This window comes from Brevundimonas sp. UBA5866 (assembly GCF_002432125.1).
Taxonomy (GTDB): domain Bacteria; phylum Pseudomonadota; class Alphaproteobacteria; order Caulobacterales; family Caulobacteraceae; genus Brevundimonas.
The window spans coordinates 1-24,275 of the sequence record NZ_DJFS01000007.1; the positions used below are offsets into that span (position 1 = coordinate 1).

Annotated in this window: 23 protein-coding genes; 15 read left to right on the forward strand and 8 right to left on the reverse strand. The window is 63.4% G+C overall.

The annotated features are described in order from the left end of the window. Window positions 1-109: 109 nt before the first annotated feature. From B3H86_RS00600 to B3H86_RS00610, 3 genes are all read right to left on the reverse strand, one after another. A complete protein-coding gene (locus tag B3H86_RS00600; protein ID WP_292050617.1) occupies window positions 110-1,081 on the reverse strand; it encodes a hypothetical protein in 972 nt (323 codons plus the stop codon). Further along, a complete protein-coding gene (gene carA / locus B3H86_RS00605) occupies window positions 1,082-2,242 on the reverse strand; it encodes a glutamine-hydrolyzing carbamoyl-phosphate synthase small subunit (protein WP_292050618.1) in 1,161 nt (386 codons plus the stop codon). Between the two features lie 86 nt (window positions 2,243-2,328). Next, window positions 2,329-3,648: an amino acid permease gene (locus tag B3H86_RS00610; RefSeq protein ID WP_292050619.1), complete on the reverse strand. Its 1,320-nt coding sequence runs from the start codon at window positions 3,646-3,648 to the stop codon at window positions 2,329-2,331. Between the two features lie 77 nt (window positions 3,649-3,725). Here B3H86_RS00610 and B3H86_RS00615 point away from each other — a divergent pair, with 77 nt between their 5' ends. From B3H86_RS00615 to carB, 4 genes are all read left to right on the forward strand, one after another. Continuing rightward, window positions 3,726-4,421: an HAD family hydrolase gene (locus B3H86_RS00615; RefSeq protein ID WP_292050620.1), complete on the forward strand. Its 696-nt coding sequence runs from the start codon at window positions 3,726-3,728 to the stop codon at window positions 4,419-4,421. Between the two features lie 249 nt (window positions 4,422-4,670). After that, window positions 4,671-7,973, forward strand: a complete 3,303-nt coding sequence (locus B3H86_RS00620; RefSeq protein WP_292050621.1) for a TonB-dependent receptor domain-containing protein — start codon at window positions 4,671-4,673, stop codon at window positions 7,971-7,973. Window positions 7,974-8,199: 226 nt separating this feature from the next. Beyond that, window positions 8,200-8,544, forward strand: coding sequence for a hypothetical protein (locus B3H86_RS00625; protein WP_292050622.1), 345 nt, complete (start codon window positions 8,200-8,202; stop codon window positions 8,542-8,544). 10 nt (window positions 8,545-8,554) lie between these two features. Continuing rightward, entirely contained in the window at window positions 8,555-11,854 is a 3,300-nt protein-coding gene (carB, locus tag B3H86_RS00630; protein WP_292050623.1) for a carbamoyl-phosphate synthase large subunit, read from the forward strand. A 379-nt stretch (window positions 11,855-12,233) separates the two neighbouring features. Here the strand turns inward: carB and B3H86_RS00635 are convergent, their stop codons facing one another. After that, a complete protein-coding gene (locus tag B3H86_RS00635; protein WP_292050624.1) occupies window positions 12,234-12,683 on the reverse strand; it encodes a MarR family winged helix-turn-helix transcriptional regulator in 450 nt (149 codons plus the stop codon). Window positions 12,684-12,797: 114 nt separating this feature from the next. Between B3H86_RS00635 and B3H86_RS00640 the strand changes: the two genes are divergently transcribed. After that, entirely contained in the window at window positions 12,798-13,814 is a 1,017-nt protein-coding gene (locus B3H86_RS00640; protein ID WP_292050625.1) for an alpha/beta hydrolase, read from the forward strand. A 95-nt stretch (window positions 13,815-13,909) separates the two neighbouring features. On the opposite strand, the gene B3H86_RS00645 is transcribed toward B3H86_RS00640, so the two are convergent. Continuing rightward, complete coding sequence (locus tag B3H86_RS00645; RefSeq protein WP_292050626.1) at window positions 13,910-14,341, reverse strand: hypothetical protein; 432 nt, start codon at window positions 14,339-14,341, stop codon at window positions 13,910-13,912. A 102-nt stretch (window positions 14,342-14,443) separates the two neighbouring features. Further along, window positions 14,444-14,731 carry a hypothetical protein gene (locus B3H86_RS00650; RefSeq protein ID WP_292050627.1) on the reverse strand — a complete coding sequence of 96 codons (288 nt, stop codon included), beginning with the start codon at window positions 14,729-14,731 and terminating at the stop codon, window positions 14,444-14,446. Between the two features lie 121 nt (window positions 14,732-14,852). On the opposite strand from B3H86_RS00650, the gene B3H86_RS00655 reads away from it, so the two are divergent. The 7 genes from B3H86_RS00655 to B3H86_RS00685 all read left to right on the forward strand — a co-directional run bounded on the left by B3H86_RS00655 (window position 14,853) and on the right by B3H86_RS00685 (window position 19,541). Beyond that, on the forward strand, window positions 14,853-15,125 hold the full coding sequence (locus tag B3H86_RS00655; protein ID WP_292050628.1) for a DUF1294 domain-containing protein: 273 nt from the start codon (window positions 14,853-14,855) through the stop codon (window positions 15,123-15,125). Window positions 15,126-15,207: 82 nt separating this feature from the next. After that, window positions 15,208-16,548, forward strand: a complete 1,341-nt coding sequence (locus B3H86_RS00660) for a M20 metallopeptidase family protein (RefSeq protein WP_292050629.1) — start codon at window positions 15,208-15,210, stop codon at window positions 16,546-16,548. An 88-nt stretch (window positions 16,549-16,636) separates the two neighbouring features. Beyond that, on the forward strand, window positions 16,637-16,843 hold the full coding sequence (locus tag B3H86_RS00665; protein WP_292050630.1) for a cysteine protease: 207 nt from the start codon (window positions 16,637-16,639) through the stop codon (window positions 16,841-16,843). A 19-nt stretch (window positions 16,844-16,862) separates the two neighbouring features. Then, a complete protein-coding gene (locus tag B3H86_RS00670; RefSeq protein WP_292050631.1) occupies window positions 16,863-17,531 on the forward strand; it encodes a glutathione S-transferase in 669 nt (222 codons plus the stop codon). Window positions 17,532-17,648: 117 nt separating this feature from the next. Then, on the forward strand, window positions 17,649-17,894 hold the full coding sequence (locus B3H86_RS00675; protein WP_292050632.1) for a hypothetical protein: 246 nt from the start codon (window positions 17,649-17,651) through the stop codon (window positions 17,892-17,894). Between the two features lie 157 nt (window positions 17,895-18,051). Further along, window positions 18,052-18,525, forward strand: a complete 474-nt coding sequence (greA, locus tag B3H86_RS00680; protein ID WP_292050633.1) for a transcription elongation factor GreA — start codon at window positions 18,052-18,054, stop codon at window positions 18,523-18,525. Continuing rightward, window positions 18,516-19,541 (forward strand): mitochondrial fission ELM1 family protein, encoded by a 1,026-nt coding sequence (locus tag B3H86_RS00685; RefSeq protein ID WP_292050634.1) that lies wholly within the window; start codon window positions 18,516-18,518, stop codon window positions 19,539-19,541. Before greA ends, B3H86_RS00685 begins: the two co-directional genes overlap by 10 nt. On the opposite strand, the gene B3H86_RS00690 is transcribed toward B3H86_RS00685, so the two are convergent. Beyond that, window positions 19,515-19,901: a winged helix-turn-helix transcriptional regulator gene (locus B3H86_RS00690; RefSeq protein ID WP_292050636.1), complete on the reverse strand. Its 387-nt coding sequence runs from the start codon at window positions 19,899-19,901 to the stop codon at window positions 19,515-19,517. The two genes, B3H86_RS00685 and B3H86_RS00690, sit on opposite strands and share 27 nt — an antisense overlap. 96 nt (window positions 19,902-19,997) lie before the next feature. On the opposite strand from B3H86_RS00690, the gene B3H86_RS00695 reads away from it, so the two are divergent. The 3 genes from B3H86_RS00695 to trxB all read left to right on the forward strand — a co-directional run bounded on the left by B3H86_RS00695 (window position 19,998) and on the right by trxB (window position 23,249). Continuing rightward, complete coding sequence (locus B3H86_RS00695; protein WP_292050638.1) at window positions 19,998-20,882, forward strand: SDR family oxidoreductase; 885 nt, start codon at window positions 19,998-20,000, stop codon at window positions 20,880-20,882. Window positions 20,883-20,950: 68 nt separating this feature from the next. Continuing rightward, window positions 20,951-22,189 carry a DUF2254 domain-containing protein gene (locus B3H86_RS00700; RefSeq protein WP_292050640.1) on the forward strand — a complete coding sequence of 413 codons (1,239 nt, stop codon included), beginning with the start codon at window positions 20,951-20,953 and terminating at the stop codon, window positions 22,187-22,189. A 91-nt stretch (window positions 22,190-22,280) separates the two neighbouring features. After that, window positions 22,281-23,249 (forward strand): thioredoxin-disulfide reductase, encoded by a 969-nt coding sequence (trxB, locus tag B3H86_RS00705; protein ID WP_292050642.1) that lies wholly within the window; start codon window positions 22,281-22,283, stop codon window positions 23,247-23,249. Window positions 23,250-23,428: 179 nt separating this feature from the next. Here trxB and B3H86_RS00710 read toward each other — a convergent pair whose 3' ends face one another. Next, window positions 23,429-24,217, reverse strand: a complete 789-nt coding sequence (locus tag B3H86_RS00710) for a cell wall hydrolase (protein WP_292050643.1) — start codon at window positions 24,215-24,217, stop codon at window positions 23,429-23,431. Window positions 24,218-24,275: the final 58 nt, after the last annotated feature.

Sequence of the window (24,275 nt, forward strand, 5' to 3'; positions counted from 1 at the left end):
TTCGCCGCCGTCACCAAGGCCGCCGAGACGCGACGCATCGCCAGCGTTCTGCCCTGAGGGCACGTCCGGCCCATCCGGGGTTCAGGGGCGCACCGCCGCCTTCGTCTGCCTAGCGCAGTTCCGCGGTGCGCCGCTTCAGGGATTGAACGGCGCGATCGATCCGGTCGCCAAAGGTGCGCGGCCGGCAACGGTCGCGGCGCTCGACATCCGCGGCCCATTGCGACCACATGGCCGTCATCAGTACCGGATGGCGGTCATACTGGTGGATGATGGGGCTGATCGATCCATCAGGATTGTGGATCACCCCGTCCTGCAATCCCAGCTTCGCAGCGGGCACCATACCCAGTGTCGCCACGCGGCTGTGGTTGGGAAACACCCGCCCGTCCAGCAGGCCCAGATGGACCGCCAGATTGCAGGTCGCCTGATCGGCACCGAATGCACCGCCCACCTCGGAGCGCGGTATGGCCCCCAGCATCAGGATCAAACGGCAGAACCGCATCAAATCCTCGCGCGGGCCCAATACGGTACCGACGCAGATACAGGGCTGATCCGCTACCAGACTGGCCAACTGCTCGCCGCCGACGGCGCGGATATATTTCATATTGAAATCGTGCAGGGCCAATGGCGTTTCGCACTCCGCGAAAAACTCCAGACCCTCTGGTGCCGGTTCCAGCGGTGCACCCTGGAACACCACATCGCGCACATCGGTCAAAAGGGCGTTTCGTACCCAAGGCCGCGCCCGCAACAGGGCGTCAAAACCGGCAAACCGGCAGACCACCGGATGCGGTGCCCAGCCACACCCCTCGACCTGCAGATCAGGCGGGTCGAGGGTTTCGATATCATAGCTGTGCAGAAAATCCCGAAGCTCGGGATTGGCGTCCACCACCAGGGCTACGGCCCCGCTGTAATGTGAACGTAAAGATCGGACGAAGATGGCGACGTCGGCTGAATCATAGCCGGTAGCGTATCCCAGAACGAGATCCTGCGCGTCGCCCGCGATAGCCGAGGTTGCCCCCCTCACCTTCGCGATCGCGGTTGCAAACCAGCCTAGATAGGCCGAGCGCACCGCATTTTTCGTCATTTACCCTCGCAATGAATCCGCAAAACGCTGGAACAGATACAGACTGTCCGTCGGCCCGGGAGAGGCCTCGGGGTGGTGTTGGACCGAGAACACCGGTTTGCCGGTTAATGCAATACCGCAGTTGGTGCCGTCGAACAGGCTGACGTGGGTTTCCTCCACGCCCTCCGGCAGGCTGGCCTGATCCACGGCAAAGCCGTGGTTCATCGATACGATCTCGACCTTGCCGGTCGTCAGGTCCTTGACCGGGTGGTTCGCACCGTGGTGGCCCTGGTCCATCTTGATGGTCTTCGCCCCCACAGCGATGGCCAGCATCTGGTGACCCAGGCAGATGCCCATGATCGGCTTGCCCGAAGCGATCAGCTTCTTGATTTCCGGCACGGCGTATTCGCCGGTCGCCGCCGGATCGCCCGGACCGTTCGACAGGACGATGCCGTCCGGATTACGGGCCAGAATGTCCTCGGCCTTGGTATCGGCCGGAACGACGGTGATCTTGCAGCCGGTCGAGGCCAGGGCGCGCAGGATGTTGCGCTTCACGCCATAGTCGATGACCACGACGTTCTTGTCGGTGGCATCAACGCGCGGATAACCGGCCGGCCATTCCCACACGCCCTGATCCCATTCGAAGGCCTGCAGGGTGGTGGCTTCCTTGGCGAGGTCCAGACCGACAAGGCCCTTCCACTCGCGGGCCTTGGCCACCAGGGCGTCGATGTCGAACTTGCCTTCAGGGTCGTGGGCGATGACCGCGTGCGGTGCGCCCTTGTCACGGATCAGTTGGGTCAGCACGCGTGTGTCCACACCGGCCAGCGCGACCACATTGCGGCTCTTCAGCCAGTTGTCGAAGTCACCGCCCGAACGCCAGTTGGCCGGATCGGTCGGCACGTCACGGAACACGGCACCGACGGCGGCCTTGCCTGCCACTTCGGTCACCTGCTCGACGTCTTCCACGTTCACACCGACATTGCCGACGTGCGGGAAGGTGAAGGCAAGGATCTGGCTCATGTAGGACGGATCGGTCAGGATTTCCTGATAGCCGGTCATGGCCGTGTTGAACACGACCTCGCCCAGTGCCGAACCCGTGGCACCGGCACCGATGCCCGAAAGCACCGTACCGTCGGCCAGAACGAGAACACCCGTCGCACCAGAAAGAATCTGAGATGTCATAGCGCGGGCTCCTAACGCATAATTTCGGCAGTCAAACGGCGCGGTCACTAAGAACTATGGCGGGTCCGGTCAACCCGCCATCTGTCTTATGCCGCATGGATATCGCTGGAAGTGACATTGCGATGACGCACCCAGCACCACGCAACCGACGTCACACCGAAGAAACCGAGGCTTGGCAGAACATAGTCACCCGCCGCCGCAATGACCGCAAAGAAGGAGAACATCAGACCGAAAACCCCGATCAGACGCCACAGCCAGCTGTCGGACACCGTCAGCAGCGACATCGAGCAAACCGCATACAGACACAGGGTCAGCACCGAGGTCACACCGATCAGCATCTCGAACTGTTTGCCAAGGCTGGGCTGCACACTGATCACCAGAAGCACGCTCATGATCGCGCCCATAGCCAGCGGGTTGGTCCACGGCGTCTTGCCTGCTACCGCGCCGCCGAACAAACGCGGCAGCCAGCCCTTCTCGGCTGCGGCACGCGCCGTCTCGCCCCCCGTCATTGTCCAGCCCACAATGGTGCCGCACGTCTTCACCACGGCACAGGCGGCCACCAGACCGGCCACCGACGCGCCCATGACGCGGGCCACCAGATCGGCGAACGGGCTGGTCGATTCCGCCAGAACCCCGGCAGGGATCACCCCGAACACCGCCACACAGGCCAGCACATAGACCACAAAGGCGATCATGACGCCCGCCACCGAGGCACGTCCCACATCACGGCGCGCATCCTTGACGCGCGACGACAGCACAGCCGCGCTCTCCACACCCAGGAAGGCCCAGAAGATAACCGCCAGCGAAGCCGGAACCGTCTTGGTCAGCGCCTCGCCCTGCGGGCTCCAGCTGGCCTTGAAGACCGAGGCGTCAAAGGCGATGGCCCCCGCGACGATGGCCAGCACGATCGGCACCAGACCGATCGCCAGGCTCACCGCCCCGAAGCGGGCAGCCGAGCGCGTGCCCATCGCATAGACCCCTGTGGTGATCCACAGCAGGCCGAGATTGGCCGCCGCGCCCCACATCGGCTCTCTCAGTACAGGAAAGAAGAAGGCCAGATAGCCCACAGCCGCCACAGCCACGGCCACATTGCCGACCAGACAGGCCGCCCAATAGAACAGACCCGCCTGATAGCCGAGGAAACGCCCCATCCCCTGGGCGGCAAAATCGGCCAGACCATCCGCCTTGGGCATCAGGCGGCCCAACCCGCCGAACATCAACGCCAGCGTTACCGCGCCAAGGCCGCATACAATCCAGCCGATCAGGCTGGAGCTACCCGTAGGCGCGAGAGTGACCGGCAGGAGATAGACCCCCGAACCGATCATGTTTCCGGCGACCACCAGAGCGGCAACACCCCAACCGAGGCGACGCTGACTATTGGTCGAAATGGCATCGATCTGACTCATGTCTTCCGCCATAAACCGAAAAATCTTTGACGTCGCGCCTGACGTGCATCGAACAGTTGTCCCTACCGGAGTTCCCAATGCCCATCGCCAATGTCTGCCTCGATGCCGATGACACGCTCTGGCACAACGAGACGATCTTCCGTCTCAGCCAGAAACGTTTCGTGGAGCTGCTGTCGGATCACGCTGACGAGCCGGTCATGATGGACCGCTTGGCCATGATCGAGCGCCGCAACCTTCGGATGTACGGTTACGGGGTAAAGGGCTTCACCCTGTCGATGATCGAAACGGCGATGGAGCTGTGCGACGGTTCCGCCCCGCCCCACATCGTACGCGAAATCCTGGCGGCGGGCCGCGAAATGCTGAACCACCCGGTCGAGCCCCTGCCCGGTGTCGACGAGGCGATCAACGAACTCGCCTCACGTTACCGCCTCATTTTGATCACCAAGGGCGATCTGATCGATCAGGAACGGAAATTGGCAGCTTCTGGCCTTGGCGAACACTTTTCTGCCGTTGAGATCGTCTCGGAGAAGGACCGCGGCACCTATGACCGCATCTTCAAACGCCACGGCCTGCGTCCCGAACAAACGGTCATGGCGGGCAATTCCATGAAGTCCGATGTCATCCCGCCCATCGAGGCCGGCGCATGGGGCGTCCACATTCCCTACCATATTACATGGGCCCACGAGCTGGCTGACGCCCCCGAGGGACACCCCCGCTACGTCACCCTCAGCCACATCAACGAACTGCCTGACTGGGTCGCCCACATCCGCTGAATTCCACTGATGGCCAAGCTTGGTCCAGATCAAGCTTGGCCATTCATACTAACCAACCCTTAGCGGTACAGGTTTGCCCCATTTCGGTCATAAACAGAACTTTTCTGTCACATCAGAGCAACAATAAGGACGCCTAGGGCCTTTTTCGACACATTTATGAAACGGCTAAGCTTGACCTAAGTCTGACATCAAAAGCCTTTGGGGAACCTAAGTTCGACTTGCGTCGGTATCCCAAGAGGCATTCCCCCAATGCGTATTACTCGCCCAACTCTTCTGGCCAGCACCATTCTCGCTGGCGCGCTTGCCGCCACGGGTGCAACCGCCCAAACCGCCCAACAGCCTTCGCCAACGACCGGCGAACAAGCCTCGGACCTCGGCGAGATCGTCGTTACCGGTTCGCGTATCCGTCGTAATGCGGCCAATGCCCCGACGCCGATCATCCAGGTTACTCAGGAAGAGATCCTGTCGACCGGCCAGACCAGCGTCATCGACTACCTCGCCACCATCCCGGCCCTGTCGAACTCGCAGGTTCCGTCCGACACCACCGGCTCGTCGCTGAACACCGGCGGTCTGTCGCTAGCCAACCTCCGCTCGCTGGGTGCCAACCGCACCCTGACCCTCGTTGACGGTCGCCGCCACGTCGGCTCGTCGGGCGGCGAGCTGTCGGTCGATATCGACTCCATCCCGCGTCTGCTGATCCAGAACGTCGAGATCATTACCGGCGGTGCCTCGTCGGTTTACGGCGCCGACGCCGTCTCGGGCGTGCTGAACTTCATCCTGAAAAAGGATTTCGAAGGTCTGGAGATCGACGCCAACTACGGCCAGATCAACGACAACGGCGAAGCCACCCGCCGCGTCTCGGTGCTGGCCGGCAAGAATTTCTTCGATGACCGTCTGAACATCTACGGCCACGCCGAATACGAGAAGATCGACGAAGTCCAGTCGCTGGACATCGACTGGATCCGTCGCGGCCCGATCCGTCTGGGCATCGACGCCGACCCGACCACCGCCCCGTATGACGGCCTGCTGGACGCGGGCGTGTTCTACGGCGTGAACCGTCTGGACATCCTGCCCTGGGGTCAGACCACCCTGGCCAACCTGCAGCGTCCGTCGGACCTGACCAACCCGAACGTTCCGTACCAGAACTGCTTCTCGGGCGGCGGCTTCAGCTATGCCGCAAACTGCTACGGCATCACCCCGGGCAAGACCTTCGTTTACAACGGCGGCAACGGTCGCCTGGCCAATTTCGGCCAGCGCGTGGGCAACACCGGCATCAACCGTCCGTACAACATCGGCGGCGACGGCATGCCGCTGGGTGAAGTGGCCGGCTACAGCCGTATTCCGGAGTCGGAATCCCAGCGTTACCAGGTCGGCGTCAACTATCGCGTCACCGACGAGATCAACTTCCACGCCTCGGCCAAATATGTGACCGAGGAAACCTACATGCGCGGTCAGCCGACCTTCTTCGATATCGACCTCGATAACGATTCCTATGCGGCTGACGACACCAACTCGATCTGGGCCACCTCGGCCTTCGACCTGCGCTGGGACGACAACGCCTTCCTGCCGCAGAACGTCCGCGACGCCATCGCTGCCAACCGCATCGACATCTACGCCCCGCCGACCGCGGACGCGCCGGGCGAGCTGCTGGAATCGCGCGCCCTGCCGATCGCCCGCCACTCGCTGTTCGGCCCGGACCGCTCGCAGACCAACACCCGTGACCTGCAACGTTACGTCATCGGCTTCAACGGCGACCACGGTGGCCGCGGCTTCATGAAGTCGTTCGGCTGGGACATCGGCTACACCTACGGCAAGGTCGAGATCGAGAACATCGAACGCGGCGTTGACGTGCAGCGCATGGCCTTGGCCGCCGATGCCGTGGTCGACACCGCCGGCATCATGGGCACCCCGGGTGCCATCGTCTGCCGCTCCAGCCTGCTGAACGCCCAGGGCCTGCCGGTCGCCGACAAGGTTCGTGGCGGTGATCTGAACGACACCGAATACGGCCGCCAGTCGCTGGCGGAATGTGCCCCGCTGAACGTGTTCGGCGCAGGCAACCAGTCTGCCGAAGCGCTCCAGTATGTAGACGCCTTCGTCCGCGTCGAGGAAATGAACGAGCAACACCAGGCCATCGCCTCGATGAACACCGAGCTGTGGGACCTGTGGGGTGCCGGTAACCTCGGCCTCGCCCTGGGTGGGGAATGGCGCAAGGAAACCACCTCGGCGATCGGCCGCTCGGCCTCGGCCGGCGACCGTCTGCTGTTCCTGAACACCGGCGAGGACTTCCCCGAAGTCTCCTACGAGTCGAAGGAACTTTTCGCCGAACTGTCGATCCCGCTGTTCCGTGACAGCAAGCTGGGCGAATACGCCGAACTCAGCGGCTCGTACCGCTGGGCCGACTATTCGACCGTCGGCAATGTCGACGTCTATGGCGTGAACCTGGTCTATCGTCCGATCCCGGACATCACCTTCAAGACCTCGTTCAACACCTCGGTACGCGTGCCGAACCTGGGCGAAAACTTCTCGCCGTACGGCCAGACCTTCGCCAACAACTTCGCCGACCCCTGCGCCACCGCCAACATTGCCGCGGTTGACGATCAGCAAGTGAAGGCGAACCGCATCAAGAACTGTACGGCTCTGGCAGCCGAACAGGGCCTGAGCTTCGACTTTGCCGGTGCCACCGCCACCAACACCGACGACTTCCGTCCGAACTATACCTCGGGCATCGCCGGTGTGTCGGGCGGCAACCCGAACCTTCGCCCGGAAGAGTCGGAATCCTTCACCTTCTCGACCGTGTTCCAGCCGCGCTTCGTGCCGGGCCTGACCCTGTCGCTGGATTACTATGACATCCGCATCGACCAGGTCATCGCCTCGGTCACGGCCGCCGGTATCGCTGCCAACTGCGTCAGCGGTGCGGAACTGAACCCGGATGCCTGCGGATCCATCTTCCGCAACAACCCGGACATTCCGTTCGGCATGGGTGCCCCCTCGGGTGATCCGATCGGTGGCTTCATCCAGCGTTCGTTCAACTATGCAGCGCTGGAAACCCGCGGTCTCGACTTCGGTGCAGCCTACAGCTGGGACATGGCCGACTGGGGCCGTGACTGGGGTCGCTTCGACTACCGCCTGAACGGTTCGTGGCTGATCGAGCAGAAGAACTTCCTGAACGAAGCTGATCCGACCGACTACACCGAGCTGGCCGGCAGCGTCTTCTATCCGCGGGTTCGTCTGACCTCGTCGCTGACCTGGCGTCCGAACGATGTCTGGAACATCAACTGGACCGCCGACTGGCAGACCAGCCAGAACATCGTCCGCTCGCGTGACTTCATCAACAATGCCGACAGCCGTCTGGGCGACCAGCTGGATACCGGCAACTTCACCCGTCACGACATCACCGTGCGCTACCGCGTGCGTGATGACCTGACCCTGCGCGCCGGTGTGGTGAACGTGTTCGATGCCGAACAACGCGACATCCTGGGCACCACCATCAACGCCAACTTCGACCCGTACGGCCGCCGCTTCTTCGTCGGCCTGAACTTCAGACCGTTCTAATCCCCGGACTTGTAAAGTCCCACTTCCAAGGCGGTCCCCTCGCGGGGGCCGCCTTTCTTTTTGGTCCGTCCGAGGTTGCGGATGGCCATGCTCGATGACCCCGCCTCGTTCATTGGTCGTGTTTTCCCCGTTTGGTTACGCATTGCCCCTTGCCGTCAGGGTCCGGCGTCTCTAAACGGGCCGCTTAACCGACAACCCAAACGGACCGGCCCGCGAGGTAACTCGTGTGTCCGTCTTTTCGTGCGCGTGGAGAACTTCGCTGTACTCGGATCAAAGCCATGAGGAAAAGGACGCTATGGTGCGCGCCGCTCTCGCCGAGAAAGGCGACAGCGGGATCACGCCACGCCATACCCTGTTCTATTTCTATGGCGACGAGGACATGCACGGCGATCTGTGCGAAGTCGCACGACGCGCCGGGTTTCTGACGCGGGGCCAGGGCGATATGACCGTCCTGGAAACAACCATGCCGGTCGACGAGGCGTCTTTCGCGCCTGTGTCGGCCATGATGCAATCCTGGGCCGCGGCCTTCCAGCTCGACTACGAGGGCTGGGAGTGCGTGGTCGTGAACTGAGTAGACGCCGATGCCCAAGCGTACAGACATTAAGTCCATCCTCATCATCGGCGCTGGCCCGATCGTCATCGGCCAGGCGTGTGAGTTCGACTATTCGGGCGTGCAAGCCTGCAAGGCGCTGAAGGCCGAGGGCTACCGCGTCATTCTGGTGAACTCGAACCCGGCCACCATCATGACCGACCCGGAGGTGGCCGACGCCACCTATATCGAGCCGATCACGCCGGAAATGGTCGAAAAGATCATCGCCAAGGAACGCCCTGACGCCCTGCTGCCGACCATGGGCGGCCAGACCGCGCTGAACACGGCGCTGGCGCTGGAATCCTCGGGCGCACTGGCCAAGTACGGCGTCGAGATGATCGGTGCCAAGGCCGAGGTCATCGACAAGGCCGAAGACCGCCAGAAATTCCGTGACGCGATGGACAAGCTGGGCTTGGAAAGCCCGCGTTCGCGCGCCATCCACCACATCGACGAAGCCGACGACGCCTTGGCCTTCGTTGGCCTTCCGGCCATCATCCGTCCGTCCTTCACCCTCGCCGGCACCGGCGGCGGCATCGCCTACAATGTCGAGGAGTTCCACGAGATCGTGGAGCGCGGCCTCGACCTGTCGCCGACCACCGAAGTACTGATCGAAGAGTCGGTACTGGGCTGGAAAGAGTATGAAATGGAAGTCGTCCGCGACAAGGCGGACAACTGCATCATCATCTGCTCGATCGAAAACGTCGACCCGATGGGCGTGCACACCGGCGATTCCATCACCGTGGCTCCGGCCCTGACGCTGACCGACAAGGAATACCAGCTGATGCGCACCGGCTCGATCAACGTGCTGCGCGAGATCGGCGTCGAGACCGGCGGCTCGAACGTGCAGTGGGCGATCAACCCTGCCGATGGCCGCATGGTCGTCATCGAAATGAACCCGCGCGTGTCGCGCTCCTCGGCTCTGGCGTCGAAGGCCACCGGCTTCCCCATCGCCAAGGTCGCCGCCAAACTGGCCGTGGGCTATACCCTCGACGAGCTGCAAAACGACATCACCAAGGTCACCCCGGCCTCGTTCGAGCCGTCGATCGACTATGTCGTCACCAAGATCCCGCGCTTCGCCTTCGAAAAATATCCGGGCTCTGAACCGTCGCTGACCACCGCCATGAAGTCGGTAGGCGAGGTCATGGCCATCGGCCGCACCTTCCAGGAATCGATGCAAAAGGCCCTGCGCGGCCTCGAAACCGGCCTGTCGGGCTTTGACGAGGTCGAAATCGAAGGCACCGTCGGCACCGAGGACGACGCCGCCATCAAGGCCGCCGTCATCCGCGCTCTGGGCCAGCCGACGCCGGACCGCATCCGCGTGATCGCCCAGGCCTTCCGCCACGGCCTGACCGTCGAGGAAGTCCACGCCGCTTGTTCGTATGAGCCGTGGTTCCTGCGCCAGATCGCCGACATCATCCGCACCGAAGGCCACGTCCGCGTTCAGGGCCTGCCGACCGATGCGACCGAGTTCCGCCGTCTGAAGTCCAAGGGCTTCTCGGACGCCCGTCTGGCTGCCCTCACCGGCAAGACCGAGAAGGACGTCCGCCACGCCCGCCGCGCCCTCGAAGTGCGTCCGGTCTTCAAGCGCATCGACACCTGCGCCGCCGAATTCTCCTCGGCGACCGCCTACATGTACTCGACCTACGAGACCGGCATCCTCGGTCAGGTTCCGGCCTGTGAGGCCGACGTCTCGGACCGCAAGAAGGCGATCATCCTCGGTGGCGGCCCCAACCGTATCGGTCAGGGCATCGAATTCGACTACTGCTGCGTCCACGCCGCCTTTGCTTTCCACGACATCAACGTCGAAAGCATCATGGTCAACTGCAACCCGGAAACGGTCTCGACCGACTACGACACCTCCGACCGTCTGTATTTCGAGCCGCTGACGGCCGAAGACGTGCTGGAGCTGATCGAAGTCGAACGCTCCAAGGGCGAGCTGATCGGCTGCGTGGTCCAGTTCGGCGGCCAAACCCCGCTGAAGCTGGCCCACGCCCTGCAGGAAGACAACATCCCCGTCCTCGGCACCTCGGTCGACTCCATCGACCTGGCCGAAGACCGCGAGCGCTTCCAGCAGATGCTGCAAGCCATCGGCCTGCAACAGCCGCCGAACGCTCTGGCCCGCTCGGCTGAAGAAGCTGCTCAAAAGGCTGAGGAAGTCGGCTATCCGGTAGTTCTGCGTCCGTCCTACGTTCTGGGCGGTCGCGGCATGATGATCGTCCACGACCGTGAAGGCCTCGACCGCTACGTCGGCGAAGCCATGCGCGTCTCGGGCGATGATCCGGTCCTGATCGACCATTATCTGAACCGCGCCACCGAGGTGGACGTCGACGCCCTGTGCGACGGCGAAACCGTCTTCGTGGCTGGCGTTCTGGAACACATCGAGGAAGCTGGCGTCCACTCGGGCGACTCGGCCTGCTCGATGCCGCCGCACTCGCTCTCTCCCGCCATCGTGGCCGAGCTGAAGCGCCAGACCACCGAGATGGCCAAGGCCCTCAAGGTGCGCGGCCTGATGAACGTCCAGTTCGCCATCGAAGAGCCGCACAGCGACAACCCGCGCATCTTCGTGCTGGAAGTGAACCCGCGCGCCTCGCGTACCGCCCCGTTCGTCGCCAAGACCATCGGCCAGCCGATTGCCGCCATCGCCGCCAAGGTCATGGCCGGTGAGAAGCTCGCCTCCTTCGGTCTGGTCGACAAGGAACTGGACCACATCGCCGTCAAGGAAGCCGTCTTCCCGTTCGCCCGCTTCGCGGGCGTCGACACGGTGCTTGGCCCGGAAATGCGCTCGACCGGTGAAGTCATGGGTCTGGACTGGAAGCGTGACGGCGAAGCCGACCTCGCTCCGGCCTTCGCCCGCGCCTTCGCCAAGGCCCAGACCGGCGGCGGCACCATCCTCCCGACCGAAGGCACCGCCTTCATCTCGGTCAAGGACGCCGACAAGGCCTTCATCCTCGACGCGGTGAAGACCCTGCTGGAACAAGGCTTCAAGGTCGTCGCCACCGCGGGCACCCACGCCTACCTGACCGAGCAAGGTCTGGAAGTCGGTCTGGTGAAGAAGGTCCTCGAAGGCCGCCCGAACATCGTCGATGCGATGAAGAACGGCGAGATCCAGCTGGTCTTCAACACCACCGAAGGCAAGCAGGCCCTGGCCGACAGCTTCGCCATCCGCCGCACGGCCCTGATGATGAAACTGCCCTATTACACGACGGCCTACGGAGCCATCGCCGCCGCCAAGGCCATCAAGGCCATCCGCAACGGCGAAATGGATGTCCGCCCCATCCAGAGCTACAACTAAGAAAAACCCCCGATGGCGAGGCCATCGGGGGTTTTTCTTAGTTGAGCTTTGTTGAGTCGCCCTAGCGTTCGCCGCTCGGCGGCTCACTGCTTGAGGGCTTGTTAAGTGGCCCTACGTTCGCGCCGCGGGCGTTCACGTCTTGAGGGCATGATGAGTGCCTTACGTTCGCGCCGCGGAGGATCACGGCTTGAGGGCGCGGGGGCACCTCCCTCTCCCGTCATCCTCCGGCTTGACCGGAGGATCCAGAAACGCCGCGCACAACGCCTCACCCGTGATCGAGGAATGGCACAGCCGGATCGTCCTTCGACAAATGCCGATCAACCGCCCTTAAGGCTGGCTTACGGCCATCACACCGCACCCGCCGGGCTACAGCTGAACCTCAGCCCTCGACCAGCTCCGCCTGCAGGGTCTTCAGCTTGCGGTTCAGGTCCTGCAGCTCTTCGGCAGACAGCCCCGTCGCCTCCAGCACCTGTTGCGGAATACAGGCATGGGCCGCGATGACCACATCCTGCCCTTGCGCCGTCAGGGCCACGCGCACCACGCGCTCGTCGGCCTTGTCGCGTTGGCGTGACACCAGCCCCGCCGCCTCCAGCCTTTTGACCAGCGGGGTCAGCGTATTCGTCTCCAGCTGCAACCGCTCGCCCAGTTCGCCCACCTTCACCCCGCCCTTTTCCTTCAAGGCGGTCAGCACAAGGTACTGCGGATAGGTCAGGTTGAACGGCTCGAGCAGCGGCTTGTACAGCCGCGTCATCGCCAGACCGGCCCCGTACAGCGAAAAGCACAGGAAATCTTCAAGGGCTGGCGTTCGGGAATTCAATGACTTGCTCATAGGCAAAATATAAATCGCGCGCGATTTGATCGCAAGTGTTGACAACCTCGTCGTCATCATCCTTTTTATATCGCACACGATCTAATCGTGATCGATATTAACCAGGAGGTTCACATGTCCCGCTCAAAGGCCCTTACCGCCGCTGCCGCTTCTGCCGCCGCCCTGATCGCCACCTCGGCTGTGGCCCGCGACCCGCAACTGCAACCGCAGGCCGCCGCCTTCGCCCGCGCCGCCGACAGCGGCACGCCGCTCTACACCCTGTCCTATGAAGACGCGCGCAATGTGCTGGCGACGGTCCAGAAGGACCGCCTGCCCTTCCCGCCTGTCACCATCGAGGATGCCGTCTGGAACGTCGGCCCCACCGGCAGTGTGCGCATCCGCATCGTCCGTCCCGAAGGGGCCACCGGTGCCCTGCCGGTCATCGTCTATACCCACGGCGGTGGCTGGGTGATGGGCGACCGCAACACCCACGATCACCTGATCCGCCAACTGACGTCTCAGGCACAGGCCGCCGTCGTCTTCGTCGAATACGACAACGCGCCGGAAGTCCGCTATCCGGTCAACAATGAACAGGCCTATGCCGCGCTGGAATATCTGGCTGCCAACGCCGCCCGCCTGAACTTTGATTCCAACCGCGTCGCCGTGGCCGGTGACAGCGCGGGCGGCAATATGGCCATCGCCCTGCCCCTGATGTCCAAGGAGCGTCGCGGCCCCAAGATCATCCATCAGGTCCTGTTCTATCCGGTTACCGATGATGTATCGGACAACGCCTCCTATACGGCCTTCCAGAATGGCCCCTTCCTGACCCGCAAGGCGATGGACTACTTCCTCGAGGCAAACTATCCAGCCAATAGCCGCAATGATGTTCTGGCCTTCCCGCTCAAAGCTTCGGTAGACCAGCTTCGCGGACTGCCCCCGGCTACGGTCATCGTGGCGGAAAACGATCTGCTGCGTGATGAAGGCGAAGCCTATGGCCGCAAGCTCATCGAAGCGGACGTTTCAGTCTCTTCCACCCGCTACAACGGCACCATCCATGACTTTGTGATGCTGAACGCCCTGGCTGAAAGTCACGCGGCCCGCTCTGCGATTGCCCAGGCCGCCACCGAACTGCGCGCCGCATTCGCCAGATAACCCTGCCGCTGCACAAAAAAGCCCCCGACGATCCTTCGTCGGGGGCTTTTGCATACATTCCATCCGTACCGGGCATTCAGCCCCTCGGCACAGGTCTATTCGGAAGTTTCCACGATGTCGGCTTCGGCGAACTCGCCCCTGACCGCAATCAGATCCAGACGGCCGCCTGCCTTGGCCTGACGGCTGATAACCGTGCGGTCCCCTTCAAAACTGAAGACAGCCCGATCGCCGTCCCACGACACCTGGGCCTGCGGTCCATCGCCCGCCTCGGGCAACGAAACCCACACACTGGCCAGCGCCTTGTCGTCCACATCACCGCATCCACGCCCCTTGGCATCGAACACGGCACCGGTCACCAACAGCACCTTGGCATCACCCGGCATGGAGCAGGTCATCAGCACCGCCTCACGCGCCCCGTCCGGCGAGGCCAACCGAGTGTGCACCTGCTCGCCACCACCGCGCGCGCAACCGGCCAAAGCCAGTGCCGATAGTGAAAGAGCAAGACCCGTCAGTACTGGTTTGGCCATATCAGCTTCTCCGCGCCCAAAGCTCAGGCCCCGTCAACAATAATGCGCTGAACGACCCATCACCCGATTGATCGAATTGGATAACTGTTTAGCGGAGCGACCTCAACACGTCACCTTGCCGGCGCCCTCACTGGCGCCCTCATTGTTTCCCTCTGCCAGTCGCATCGTTTCCTCTTCGCTGGCCACCTTGGATTTGGGTCGCCCCATCGTCCAGTTGGATGCCATTCGCACCTTGGGATTGGGCGCACACCAGATTTCGCCCGTCTCGGTGATGGCGGTGACCCAGATGAGATTGTGCTCCTGCCCGTAGTCGATCACGGCCAGCGCAAAACCCGGGCCCTTGCCGATCACGTATACAGGTATAGTGGGGTTCAGTTGGGTGAATGACATGTTGCCTCCTGCCGCCGTAAACGTTGCCTGGAGACCTACAGTTGCGTCAGTTGATGACCGGCGTTAGGTGACGTTATAGTCAAGCCTGCGTCGCATGCCTTCCTCTACAAGTCCGGCCGACATGTCCCTGATCCTCTTCCTATCGCTCTGCCTCGCCGCCAATCTCTGGGCCTTCATGGCGATGGGCTTCGACAAGGTTGCGGCGGTCCGGAACCAGCGCCGCATCAGCGAAAGCAGCCTGCTGGGTCTGACCTTGATCGGGGGTGTCGGCACCATCGCCGCCAGCAGTCTTTTCAAGCACAAGACCCGCAAGCAACCGTTCCGCCGCTATGCCGAGGTGATCGCCGGCCTGCATGTATTTCTGGTCGTCTTTTTCTTCACTTTGCTGCTGTAATCTTAAGTCGCATATTGCACCTTGCCGAACGCCGGTGCCGCTATAGTCTGCCTTCCCGAAGTCTTTCATTCGGGAGGGGTCCATGAAAATCCACAAGCTTCTGCTCGCCGGTGCATGCGCGGCAGGTCTGGCCATTGCCGCCACACCGTCATACGCCACCGACACGGCTCTGGGCGCAGCGGTCCGCGCCGATTACCGGGCCAATCTGGGCCAGCTGTTCGACCACTTCCACCGCAATCCCGAACTGTCCGGCCTAGAGGTCCAGACCGCCGCCCGCATGGCGAGCGAGCTTCGCAGCCTCGGCTATAAGGTGACCGAAAATGTCGGCGGCACCGGCGTTGTTGCCGTTCTGGAAAACGGCCCCGGCACCACAGTGCTGATCCGGGCCGACATGGACGGCCTGCCCGTAGAAGAGCGTTCGGGGGCCCCCAACCCGTCGCGCGCCCGACAGGTCGATCGCGACGGTGTCGAGAAATACGTCATGCATGCCTGCGGCCATGATGTTCACATCACCTCCCTCGTCGGCACAGCCCGCCAGATGGCCGCCCGCAAGGATAAATGGTCCGGCACCCTGGTCCTGATCGCCCAGCCCGCCGAAGAACGTGTGGAGGGGGCCCGGGCCATGATCGCCGACGGCCTGTACACCCGCTTTCCCAAGCCCGAATACGCCATCGGCTTCCATGTGGCCTCCGGCCTGCCGCGCGGTACGGTCTGGGTGCCGCCCTCGATCGCCTATTCCAGCGCCGACAGCGTGGACATCAAGGTCCACGGCATCGGGGGCCACGGTGCCAGCCCTCACACCACGGTCGATCCGGTGACCATCGCCTCCTACATCGTCACCAACCTGCAGACCCTGCGTAGCCGCGAGGTTGACCCGCTACAGGGGGCCGTCGTCACGGTCGGCTCGATCCACGGCGGCACCAAACACAACATCGTTCCGGAATATGTGGACCTGCAGCTGACGGTCCGCTCGGATTCCTATGCGGTGCGCGACACTCTGTTGGACGGTATCGAACGCATCGCCCAGAATACGGCGCGGGCCCTGAACGCCCCCGAGGACCGCCTGCCGACCGTCGTCCGCTCCACGACGGAATCCACCCCGCCCACCATCAACCACACCGACACCGCCCAGCGCATCCGCGCCGCCATCACCCGTCAACTGGGCGAAGAGCGCGTTATCGACATCACCCGTCAGGGCATGGGTGCCGAGGACTTCGCCTTTTACGGTGCACCCGAACACGGGGTCAAAGCGGTGATCTTTGCCGTCGGCGGCCTGCCCGAAGACCTGAAAGACACCCCGCCGCCCCACCATTCGCCGCTGTTCCGGATCGATCCCGAAGCCTCGGTGATCGCGGGTGTCGAGGCCACGGTCGCCGCCGCGGAAGACCTGTTCAACACCGCATCCGCAGCAACCGCCAACTGAGGCCAAGGGTCACGGCGCCTTGATGAACCTTAGTCCGCCTCGCGCCGTTACCTCTTCGAATGGTACTTCGAAAGGAAGCCCGATGTTGATGCGTTTGTTGCCCCTGATCGGCGGTCTGGTTCTATCGCGCGGCACCCGCCGTATCGCTGGAAAGAATGCCGGCAAACTCGCCCTTGCTCTGGGCGCATGGGAGCTCTGGAAAAACTACAAACGTTCCAAGCCCCCCGTTTCATCCAATCCGGCCAGCGGATCGTATGGGGCCTACCCGCCCCGTCGCGGACGCAAAGGTCTCTAAGCCTTCAAAGGAACCGCCCATGCTCCTCGTCCACCACCTCGCCGACAGCCGTTCACAACGTCTGCTATGGCTGCTTGAGGAGCTGGGCCTGTCCTACGAGGTCAAACGCTACGAGCGCGATCCGGCCACCATGCTGGCCCCGCCCGCGCTCAAGGCCCTGCACCCGCTGGGCAAGGCCCCCCTGCTCGAGGATGACGGCGTCATCCTCGCCGAGACGGGCGCAATCTTCGAATATGTACTGGACACCTATGACACGGGTGGACATCTGCGCCCGCCGCCCGGTTTCCCCGCACGTCGGGACTTCACCTTCTGGCTCCACTATGCCGAAGGCTCGGCCATGCCGCCGCTGCTTCTCAAACTGGTCTTTTCACAACTGCCGAAGCGCGCGCCCGCCTTGGTCAAGCCGATCGTCAGCGGCATCTCCCGCAAGGCGTATGCGGGATTTATCGACCCGCAACTCAAAACCCATTTCGATTTTATCGAAAACGCCCTCACCAAGGGCGGCTGGTTCGTCGGCGAGACATTTTCGGCCGCCGACATCATGATGAGTTTCGCGCTGGAGGCGGCGTCCACGCGTGGCCTGGACATGTCGAAATACCCGCACATCGGCCATTATCTGAAGGCCATCCACGCCCGTCCCGCCTATCAGAAAGCCTTGGCCCGCGGCGGAGATTACGCCTACGCCTAAGCCTCTTTCCGGCCACATGAAAACGCAGTTTCGCCACGCCTCAAACGTGGTGTCGTCACGGTTCGTCAATCGGCGATCTATTTGAAACCATGAGGGGTTTTGAACCGTTAACCCCTCATGCGCCTATCCCTTGTTCCATCCATAATCATGCTGGTTGCGGCCTTGGCATTTATGTTTGCCTACATGGCTGGCGGCGTGAGTTTTCTGCCGACACTCTTCAATCTGATCGGTCTGTCGGCCTGTGTGTGGCTGCTTGCGGCGGCTATTTCATCGCTGGTCAAATTCGTAGGCGCGCATATCGCATCCGAATCCAAACCGGATTGTGCCACCAAGGCGATCTCCCGGACGGAACGCCGGGTCTGACCGGGCGTTTCTGTTCGGCTCCGGCAACGCCTATCTTGACATTTTAAAGGCTTCGCCTAGCTTCTTAGCCCCCGGTCATGCAACGCCCCGTGGCCGCAGGCGTACCGGATATTTCTCTTTCATCTGTCTTCGGGCGTAGCAAGAAACTCACGACACAATGGAAAAAGTGCCGATGACGGCCGAGGGTTATCGCGCCCTCGACGATCAACTGAAGCAACTGAAGTCGGTCGAGCGGCCGGCTGTTATTGCTGCCATCGCCGAAGCCCGCGAGCACGGCGACCTTTCGGAAAACGCCGAATACCACGCCGCCAAAGAGCGTCAGGGCTGGATCGAAGGCTCGATTGCCGAGATCGAGGACAAGCTGTCGCGCGCCCAGGTTATCGACGTGTCGAAACTGTCGGGTGACGTGGTCAAATTCGGTGCAACCGTCCACCTCGTGGACGAGGACACCGAAGAGGAGTCCTTCTACAAGATCGTCGGTGAGGACGAGGCCGAGGTGAAGGCCCGCAAGATTTCGATCGCCTCGCCGATCGCCCGCGCCCTGATCTCGAAAGAGGTCGGTGACGTGGTCGAGGTCAACACCCCCGGCGGTGTGAAGGCCTACGAAATCCTCAAGGTCGAGTGGAAGTAAACGCCACATCCCTACCGGATTCGGGGGCGCGCAGTTCGGCTGCGCGCCCTCTTTCCATTTGGGTCGTCTCCGACGGCCGTACCGGTATCGAGAACCAGTCGCTCGGTCTGGCCGAGGCCATCGCCGCACAGACACCGGCCGCCATCAGCCGACACATCGTCCGCTGGAAACCGGCCTTCGACCGCTGGCCCTCCGGCTTGAAGCAGCCGTGGATGCTGGATCAGGGGCGCGAGCTTCTGGGCGGGCCCGACTTCCCCGACATCTGGATCGCCACAGGCCGCGCCACCCTGCCCCTGTCCGTGCGCATAAAGACCGCCTCCAAGGGCAGGACCTTCGTCGTCCAGACCCAGGACCCGCGCTGGAAAAACAGCGCCTATGACCTGATCGTCGCGCCCGAGCACGACGGTGTCTCCGGACCCAATGTCCTGTCCATTCTGGGCAGCCCCCACCGCATCACCCCGCAAAAGCTGGCCGATGCCGCCCCCGCCTTCGCCAAACAGATCGAGGCCCTGCCCCACCCGCGTGTGGCGGTGATGATCGGCGGCACCTCCAAGGCGTTTGACCTCACGCTCGACCACGCGGCCATCCTCGCGGACCTGATCGCCGAAACGGTCGAGGAACAGGGCGGCTCTGTGCTGGTCACCTTCTCGCGCCGCACCCCCCTCTTGCCCCAGACCGTTATGACCCAGCGCCTCAAGGCCCTACCGGGCATGATCTGGGATGGCACAGGCGAAAACCCGCTTTTTGCCATGCTGCACTACGCCGACCACATCCTCGTCACCGAGGACAGCGCAAATATGGCCACCGAGGCCGCCTCTACGGGCAAGCCGGTCCACATCCTGCCGATGGTTCCGCTCAGGCCGCAGACCAAGTTCAGACGTCTGCATGCCGCGCTGGAAAAATACGGGGCCACCCGCCCGTTCGACGGCACCCTGCCCCGCTGGACCTATGAACCCCTGTCGGAAACCCGCCGCGCAGCCCGCGCCATTCTAGGTGCCCTGCCCCGCGGGCTTTGACCCGCCCTGCGCCAAACGGTGTGTCTGCCCCCAACGGGCCATGCCGACAATCACCGAATCCAGCTGCTGACCCGACGCCGTCAGCCGGTATTTGCGCCCCTTGGCTCCGCCACTGACCTCGTCACCGCGCTCCACCACCCCGTTCAGCTCCAGCTCGCGCAGCTCGCGTGACAGCATGCGCGGCGTGATCGTCTCCAGCATGTTCTGGATCTCGGTAAAGGTCCGCGCCTGATCCAACATGGTGCAGATGATGCCCAGCTTCCACTTGCCGCTGACCGCATTCACCGCATCGGTCAGCGCCACGATGAAGGGCCGACCGCACGGCACATCGGGGTTCAGCGTCCCGTCTTCGAGATCCATTCTCCGCCTCCTGTTCCACGCGGGCGACTATACAGTTTGATAGTTTCGCCCGCGCCGCGCCTCCCCCAAGTCTGGCAGACCTCAAGAGAGTAGATTATGATCCTCGTTTCCGGAGCGACCGGCCAACTGGGCCGCGCCACTGTCCATCACCTGACCCGTCTGGGTGCCAAGGATAAACTCGCAGTCCTCGCCCGCGATCCCTCCAAGGCTGGCGACTATGCCGCCCAGGGCATCGATGTGCGACAGGGCGACTTCGACAAACCCGCCGAACTGGGCCGCGCCTTTGCGGGCATAGACACCCTGTTCTTCGTCTCCGCCGCCGCCCCCAACCGCTCCGAGCAGCAGCCCGCCGTCGTCGATGCCGCCAAGGCCGCAGGCGTACGCAACATCGTCTATACGGGCGTCGCCATGCGCGATGTGGCCAGCGCCGCCACCGCCAAGGAGATGATCGCCCACATCCACACCGAAGACCACATCCGCGCCTCAGGGCTGGGCCACACCCTTCTGCGCAACACCATCTATGCCGATGTCATCCCCCAGTTTGCAGGCCCTGCCCTGCTCGGTGAGGGCATCCGCCTGCCTGTCGGCGATGGCAAGGCCGCCTTTGCCCTGCGCGACGAACTGGGCGAGGCCGCGGCCCGCGTCTTGTTAAACGATCAACACACCGGCCAGACCTATCAACTGACCGGCCCACAGGCCGTCTCCTTCGGCGATATCGCCGACGCCCTGTCGGACATAACGGGCCGCCCCATCCCGTTTCACGATATCGCCCCGTCCGTGCTGGCCCAGCAGCTGAAAGCCTTTGGCGTGGACGACTATATGGCGGGCCTGATCCTCGGAACCTTGGAGGATATCCGCAGCGGCCAGTACGATATCGTCACCGACGATCTGCAAACCCTGCTGGGCCGCCCGCCTCTGGCCCTCAAAACGCTGTTGGGTGCCGTCATCCCTGAACTGTCCGCACACGAACCATCGAACTGACACGGCCCCAAGGGAACCCGAACTCGAGCGTAGGGGTTGGCCTTCCACGAACGAGTTTGGGGCTCCTCATGAAATATTGGCACTGGGTTTTCAGCCGCATCAAACGCAAGCTGTGGTGGCAGGCGGTCCTTTACGGCCTGCTGGGCGTGGCCACCGCCTTGGCTGCCACCGGCGCCGAGCGCTGGCTGACGTGGCAACTGCCCTTCGACGTCAGCCGCGAGGCGGTCGAAAGCCTGCTGTCGATCATTTCATCAAGCATGCTGGCCGTGACCACCTTCTCCCTGGGGGCCATGACCTCGGCCTTCTCGGGCGCGGCCAACAGCGTCACCCCGCGAGCCGTCACCCTGCTGATGGAGGACCGCGTCACCCACAACGTCCTGTCCTCCTTCATCGGGGCCTTCATCTTCTCCATCGTCAGCACCATCGTGCTCAAGACCGGCTCCTATGGCGAGCCGGGCCGAGCGGTGCTGTTCGTCATCACAGTGGCGGTCATCGGTCTGGTGGTCATGCAGCTGCTGCGCTGGATCAACCATCTGGTGCGTCTGGGCCGCGTCGGCACAACCATCGACCGCGTCGAGGACGCCACCCGCACCGCCATCCAACAGCGGCTTTCCTCCCCCTATCTGGGTGCCAATCCGTGGTTCGACAGCGACACCCTCCCCGAAGGTGCCACCGCCGTCCGTTCGACCCAGATCGGCTATCTCCAGTTCATCGATATCGAGGCCCTGTCCAAACTCTGCGATGCGCACGACCTTCAGGCCTATCTGCCGCTCAACTCCGGCAACTTCTGTTATCAGGGCACCGAACTGGTCTGGCTGACCGGACAGGTCGATGACGAGCTTCTCGAGAAAATCGGCACCAAATTCGTCATCGCCCCCAGCCGTACATTTGAACAGGACCCGCGCTTTGGTCTGGCCGTCATGGCCGAGGTCGCCTCGCGCGCCCTGTCTCCGGCCACCCACGGCCCGGGCACGGCGCTCAGCGTCATTGGCCGCCAGCCCCGCCTGCTCAGCCAATGGGCCGAGGGCCGCGACGATGTCGAGGTCCAGTATCCGCGCCTGCACCTGAACCCGCTGCGCGAAGCCGACCTGTTCGAGGACGCCTTCATGCTTCTGGCCCGCGACGGAGCGGGCCTGATCGAGATCCAGCTGCGCCTGCAGAAATCCCTTCAGGCCCTGCAAACCATCGGCAATGCCGCCTTCCGCCGCGCCGCGCGCGAACAGGCCGAAATGGCGCAACAGCGCGCCGCCACCGGCCTGACCCACGATTGCGACAAGGCGCGCCTCAAGGCCGCCTTGGCCCGTTAGGACGCCCCCTGCCCCGCCTGACCGGCGATCCGTCATATAAGCGGCGGTTTCACCGGTAGCGCGGGGCAGAATCAGTCTCTAAATACGGGCCATGACCCAAGATATCCGCACTGTTCGCGTCGCCATCATCGGCTCCGGCCCCGCTGGCTGGACCGCCGCCATCTATGCCGCCCGCGCCTCGCTCAATCCCGTTGTGATCGCCGGCATCCAGCCGGGTGGCCAGCTGACCATCACCACTGACGTAGAAAACTATCCGGGCTTCGCCGAGACCATTCAGGGTCCGTGGCTGATGCAACAGATGCAGGAACAGGCCGAGCACGTCGGCACCGAGGTCATCCACGACATCGTGACCAAGGCCGACCTGTCGCAGCGCCCCTTCCGCCTGACGCTGGATAGCGGCACCGAAATCCTCGCCGAGACCGTCATCATCTCGACGGGCGCTCAAGCCAAATGGCTGGGTCTGGAATCCGAAGCCGCCTATCAGGGCTTCGGCGTCTCCGCCTGCGCCACCTGTGACGGCTTCTTCTATCGCGGCAAGAAGGTTGTCGTGGTCGGCGGCGGCAACACCGCCGTGGAAGAGGCCCTCTTCCTCACCAATTTCGCCGAGAGCGTCACGCTGGTCCACCGCCGCGACACCCTGCGCTCGGAAAAGATCCTGCAGGAACGCCTGTTCGCCCACCCCAAGCTCAACATCGTCTGGAACAGCGCCGTCGAGGAAATCCTCGGCGTAGTGGACGGCTTCGCCAAGAACGTCACCGGCGTGCGCCTCAAGAACACCGTCACGGGCGAAACCTCGGAAATCGAGGCTGACGGCGTCTTCATCGCCATCGGCCACGCCCCGTCGTCGGAACTGTTCGCGGGCCAGCTGGAAACCAAGGAAGGCGGCTATATCGTCGTCCAGCCCGGCACCCCCAAGACCGCCATCGAAGGCGTCTATGCCGCGGGCGACGTGACCGACGACGTCTACCGCCAGGCCGTTACCGCCGCAGGCATGGGCTGTATGGCCGCCTTGGAGGCAGGCCGCTTCCTCGCCGAGGAAGACCACAGAAAGTCGCTTTAAACATGCCCGCGGTCAGAAGCGCTCAGCCTTCTCGACCCGACGCGGTTTGATGCTTGGCCCGCGCTCAGAAGGCTCCGCCTTCTCGACCCGACGCGGTTTGATAATCCAAAGGCCGCTCGAAAGAGCGGCCTTTTTCTTGTGGCTCATCCCTATGGCGCTATCCGCGCGACTGGATAGAGCTAGCCTTCCGGCGTTTCCGGTGCCGAACCCGCCGTCGGCGCAGGCGTATTGACGGGGTGCCCCTCCTCGAACGCCTTCAGACGCTCGTTGATATCCGAAATCTCGTTCGCCGTCGGCTGGCGACGTCCGCCAAGGCTCGGTGCCCCGACGATGCGGGTCGCCCCCTCATATTCCACGACACGGTTGCCCGTCCCCAGCAGTTCGCGCACCAGTTCGGCGCTTCTCTCGGACAGGTCGTTCGGCGCAGCCGCCATGATCACATCGCGCTTGCGGGCAAAGCGGGCCTCGTCGATCACAGGCTCGCGTCCGCTATAGCTCTGGCTCAGCGAGGCGACACCCCCCGCCGCACCCGGCCAGCGATAAAAGATATGCGCGCCGACCTGCGAAACCTTGGTCAGGCTGGGGGCCCACCAAGGGCGCACATAGTCGGCATGATAGTGGGTTGCCGATCCGACCTTGGGTGCGACCGCACCGGCCAACGCCCGCTCGGCCACGCGCTTGGCGCGCTCCCAGGCCCACGGCACCGGCGTCCGCGCCAGATTGCCGTCGCAGGTAAAGGTGAACTGGCACCCCGTATTGCGCTCGGCACCCTGAAACACCACGGCGCAGACCGAATTGGGATAGTTGGGATCACGCACGCGGTTCAGGATCACCTGCGCCACACCGGCCTGCCCCTCGTCCGGCTCCAATGCGGCTTCGTAATAGACCGCCTGCGTCAGGCAGCGCAGCGCCCGCTGGCGAGCCGCCTCGCTCTGCGGCCTGAATGCAAAGGGCGGCGCGGCGGCCACTACCCCGACACCCCCCCCCGCCCCCCCCACCCCCCCCCGCGGGGGGCGGCGGGGGCGG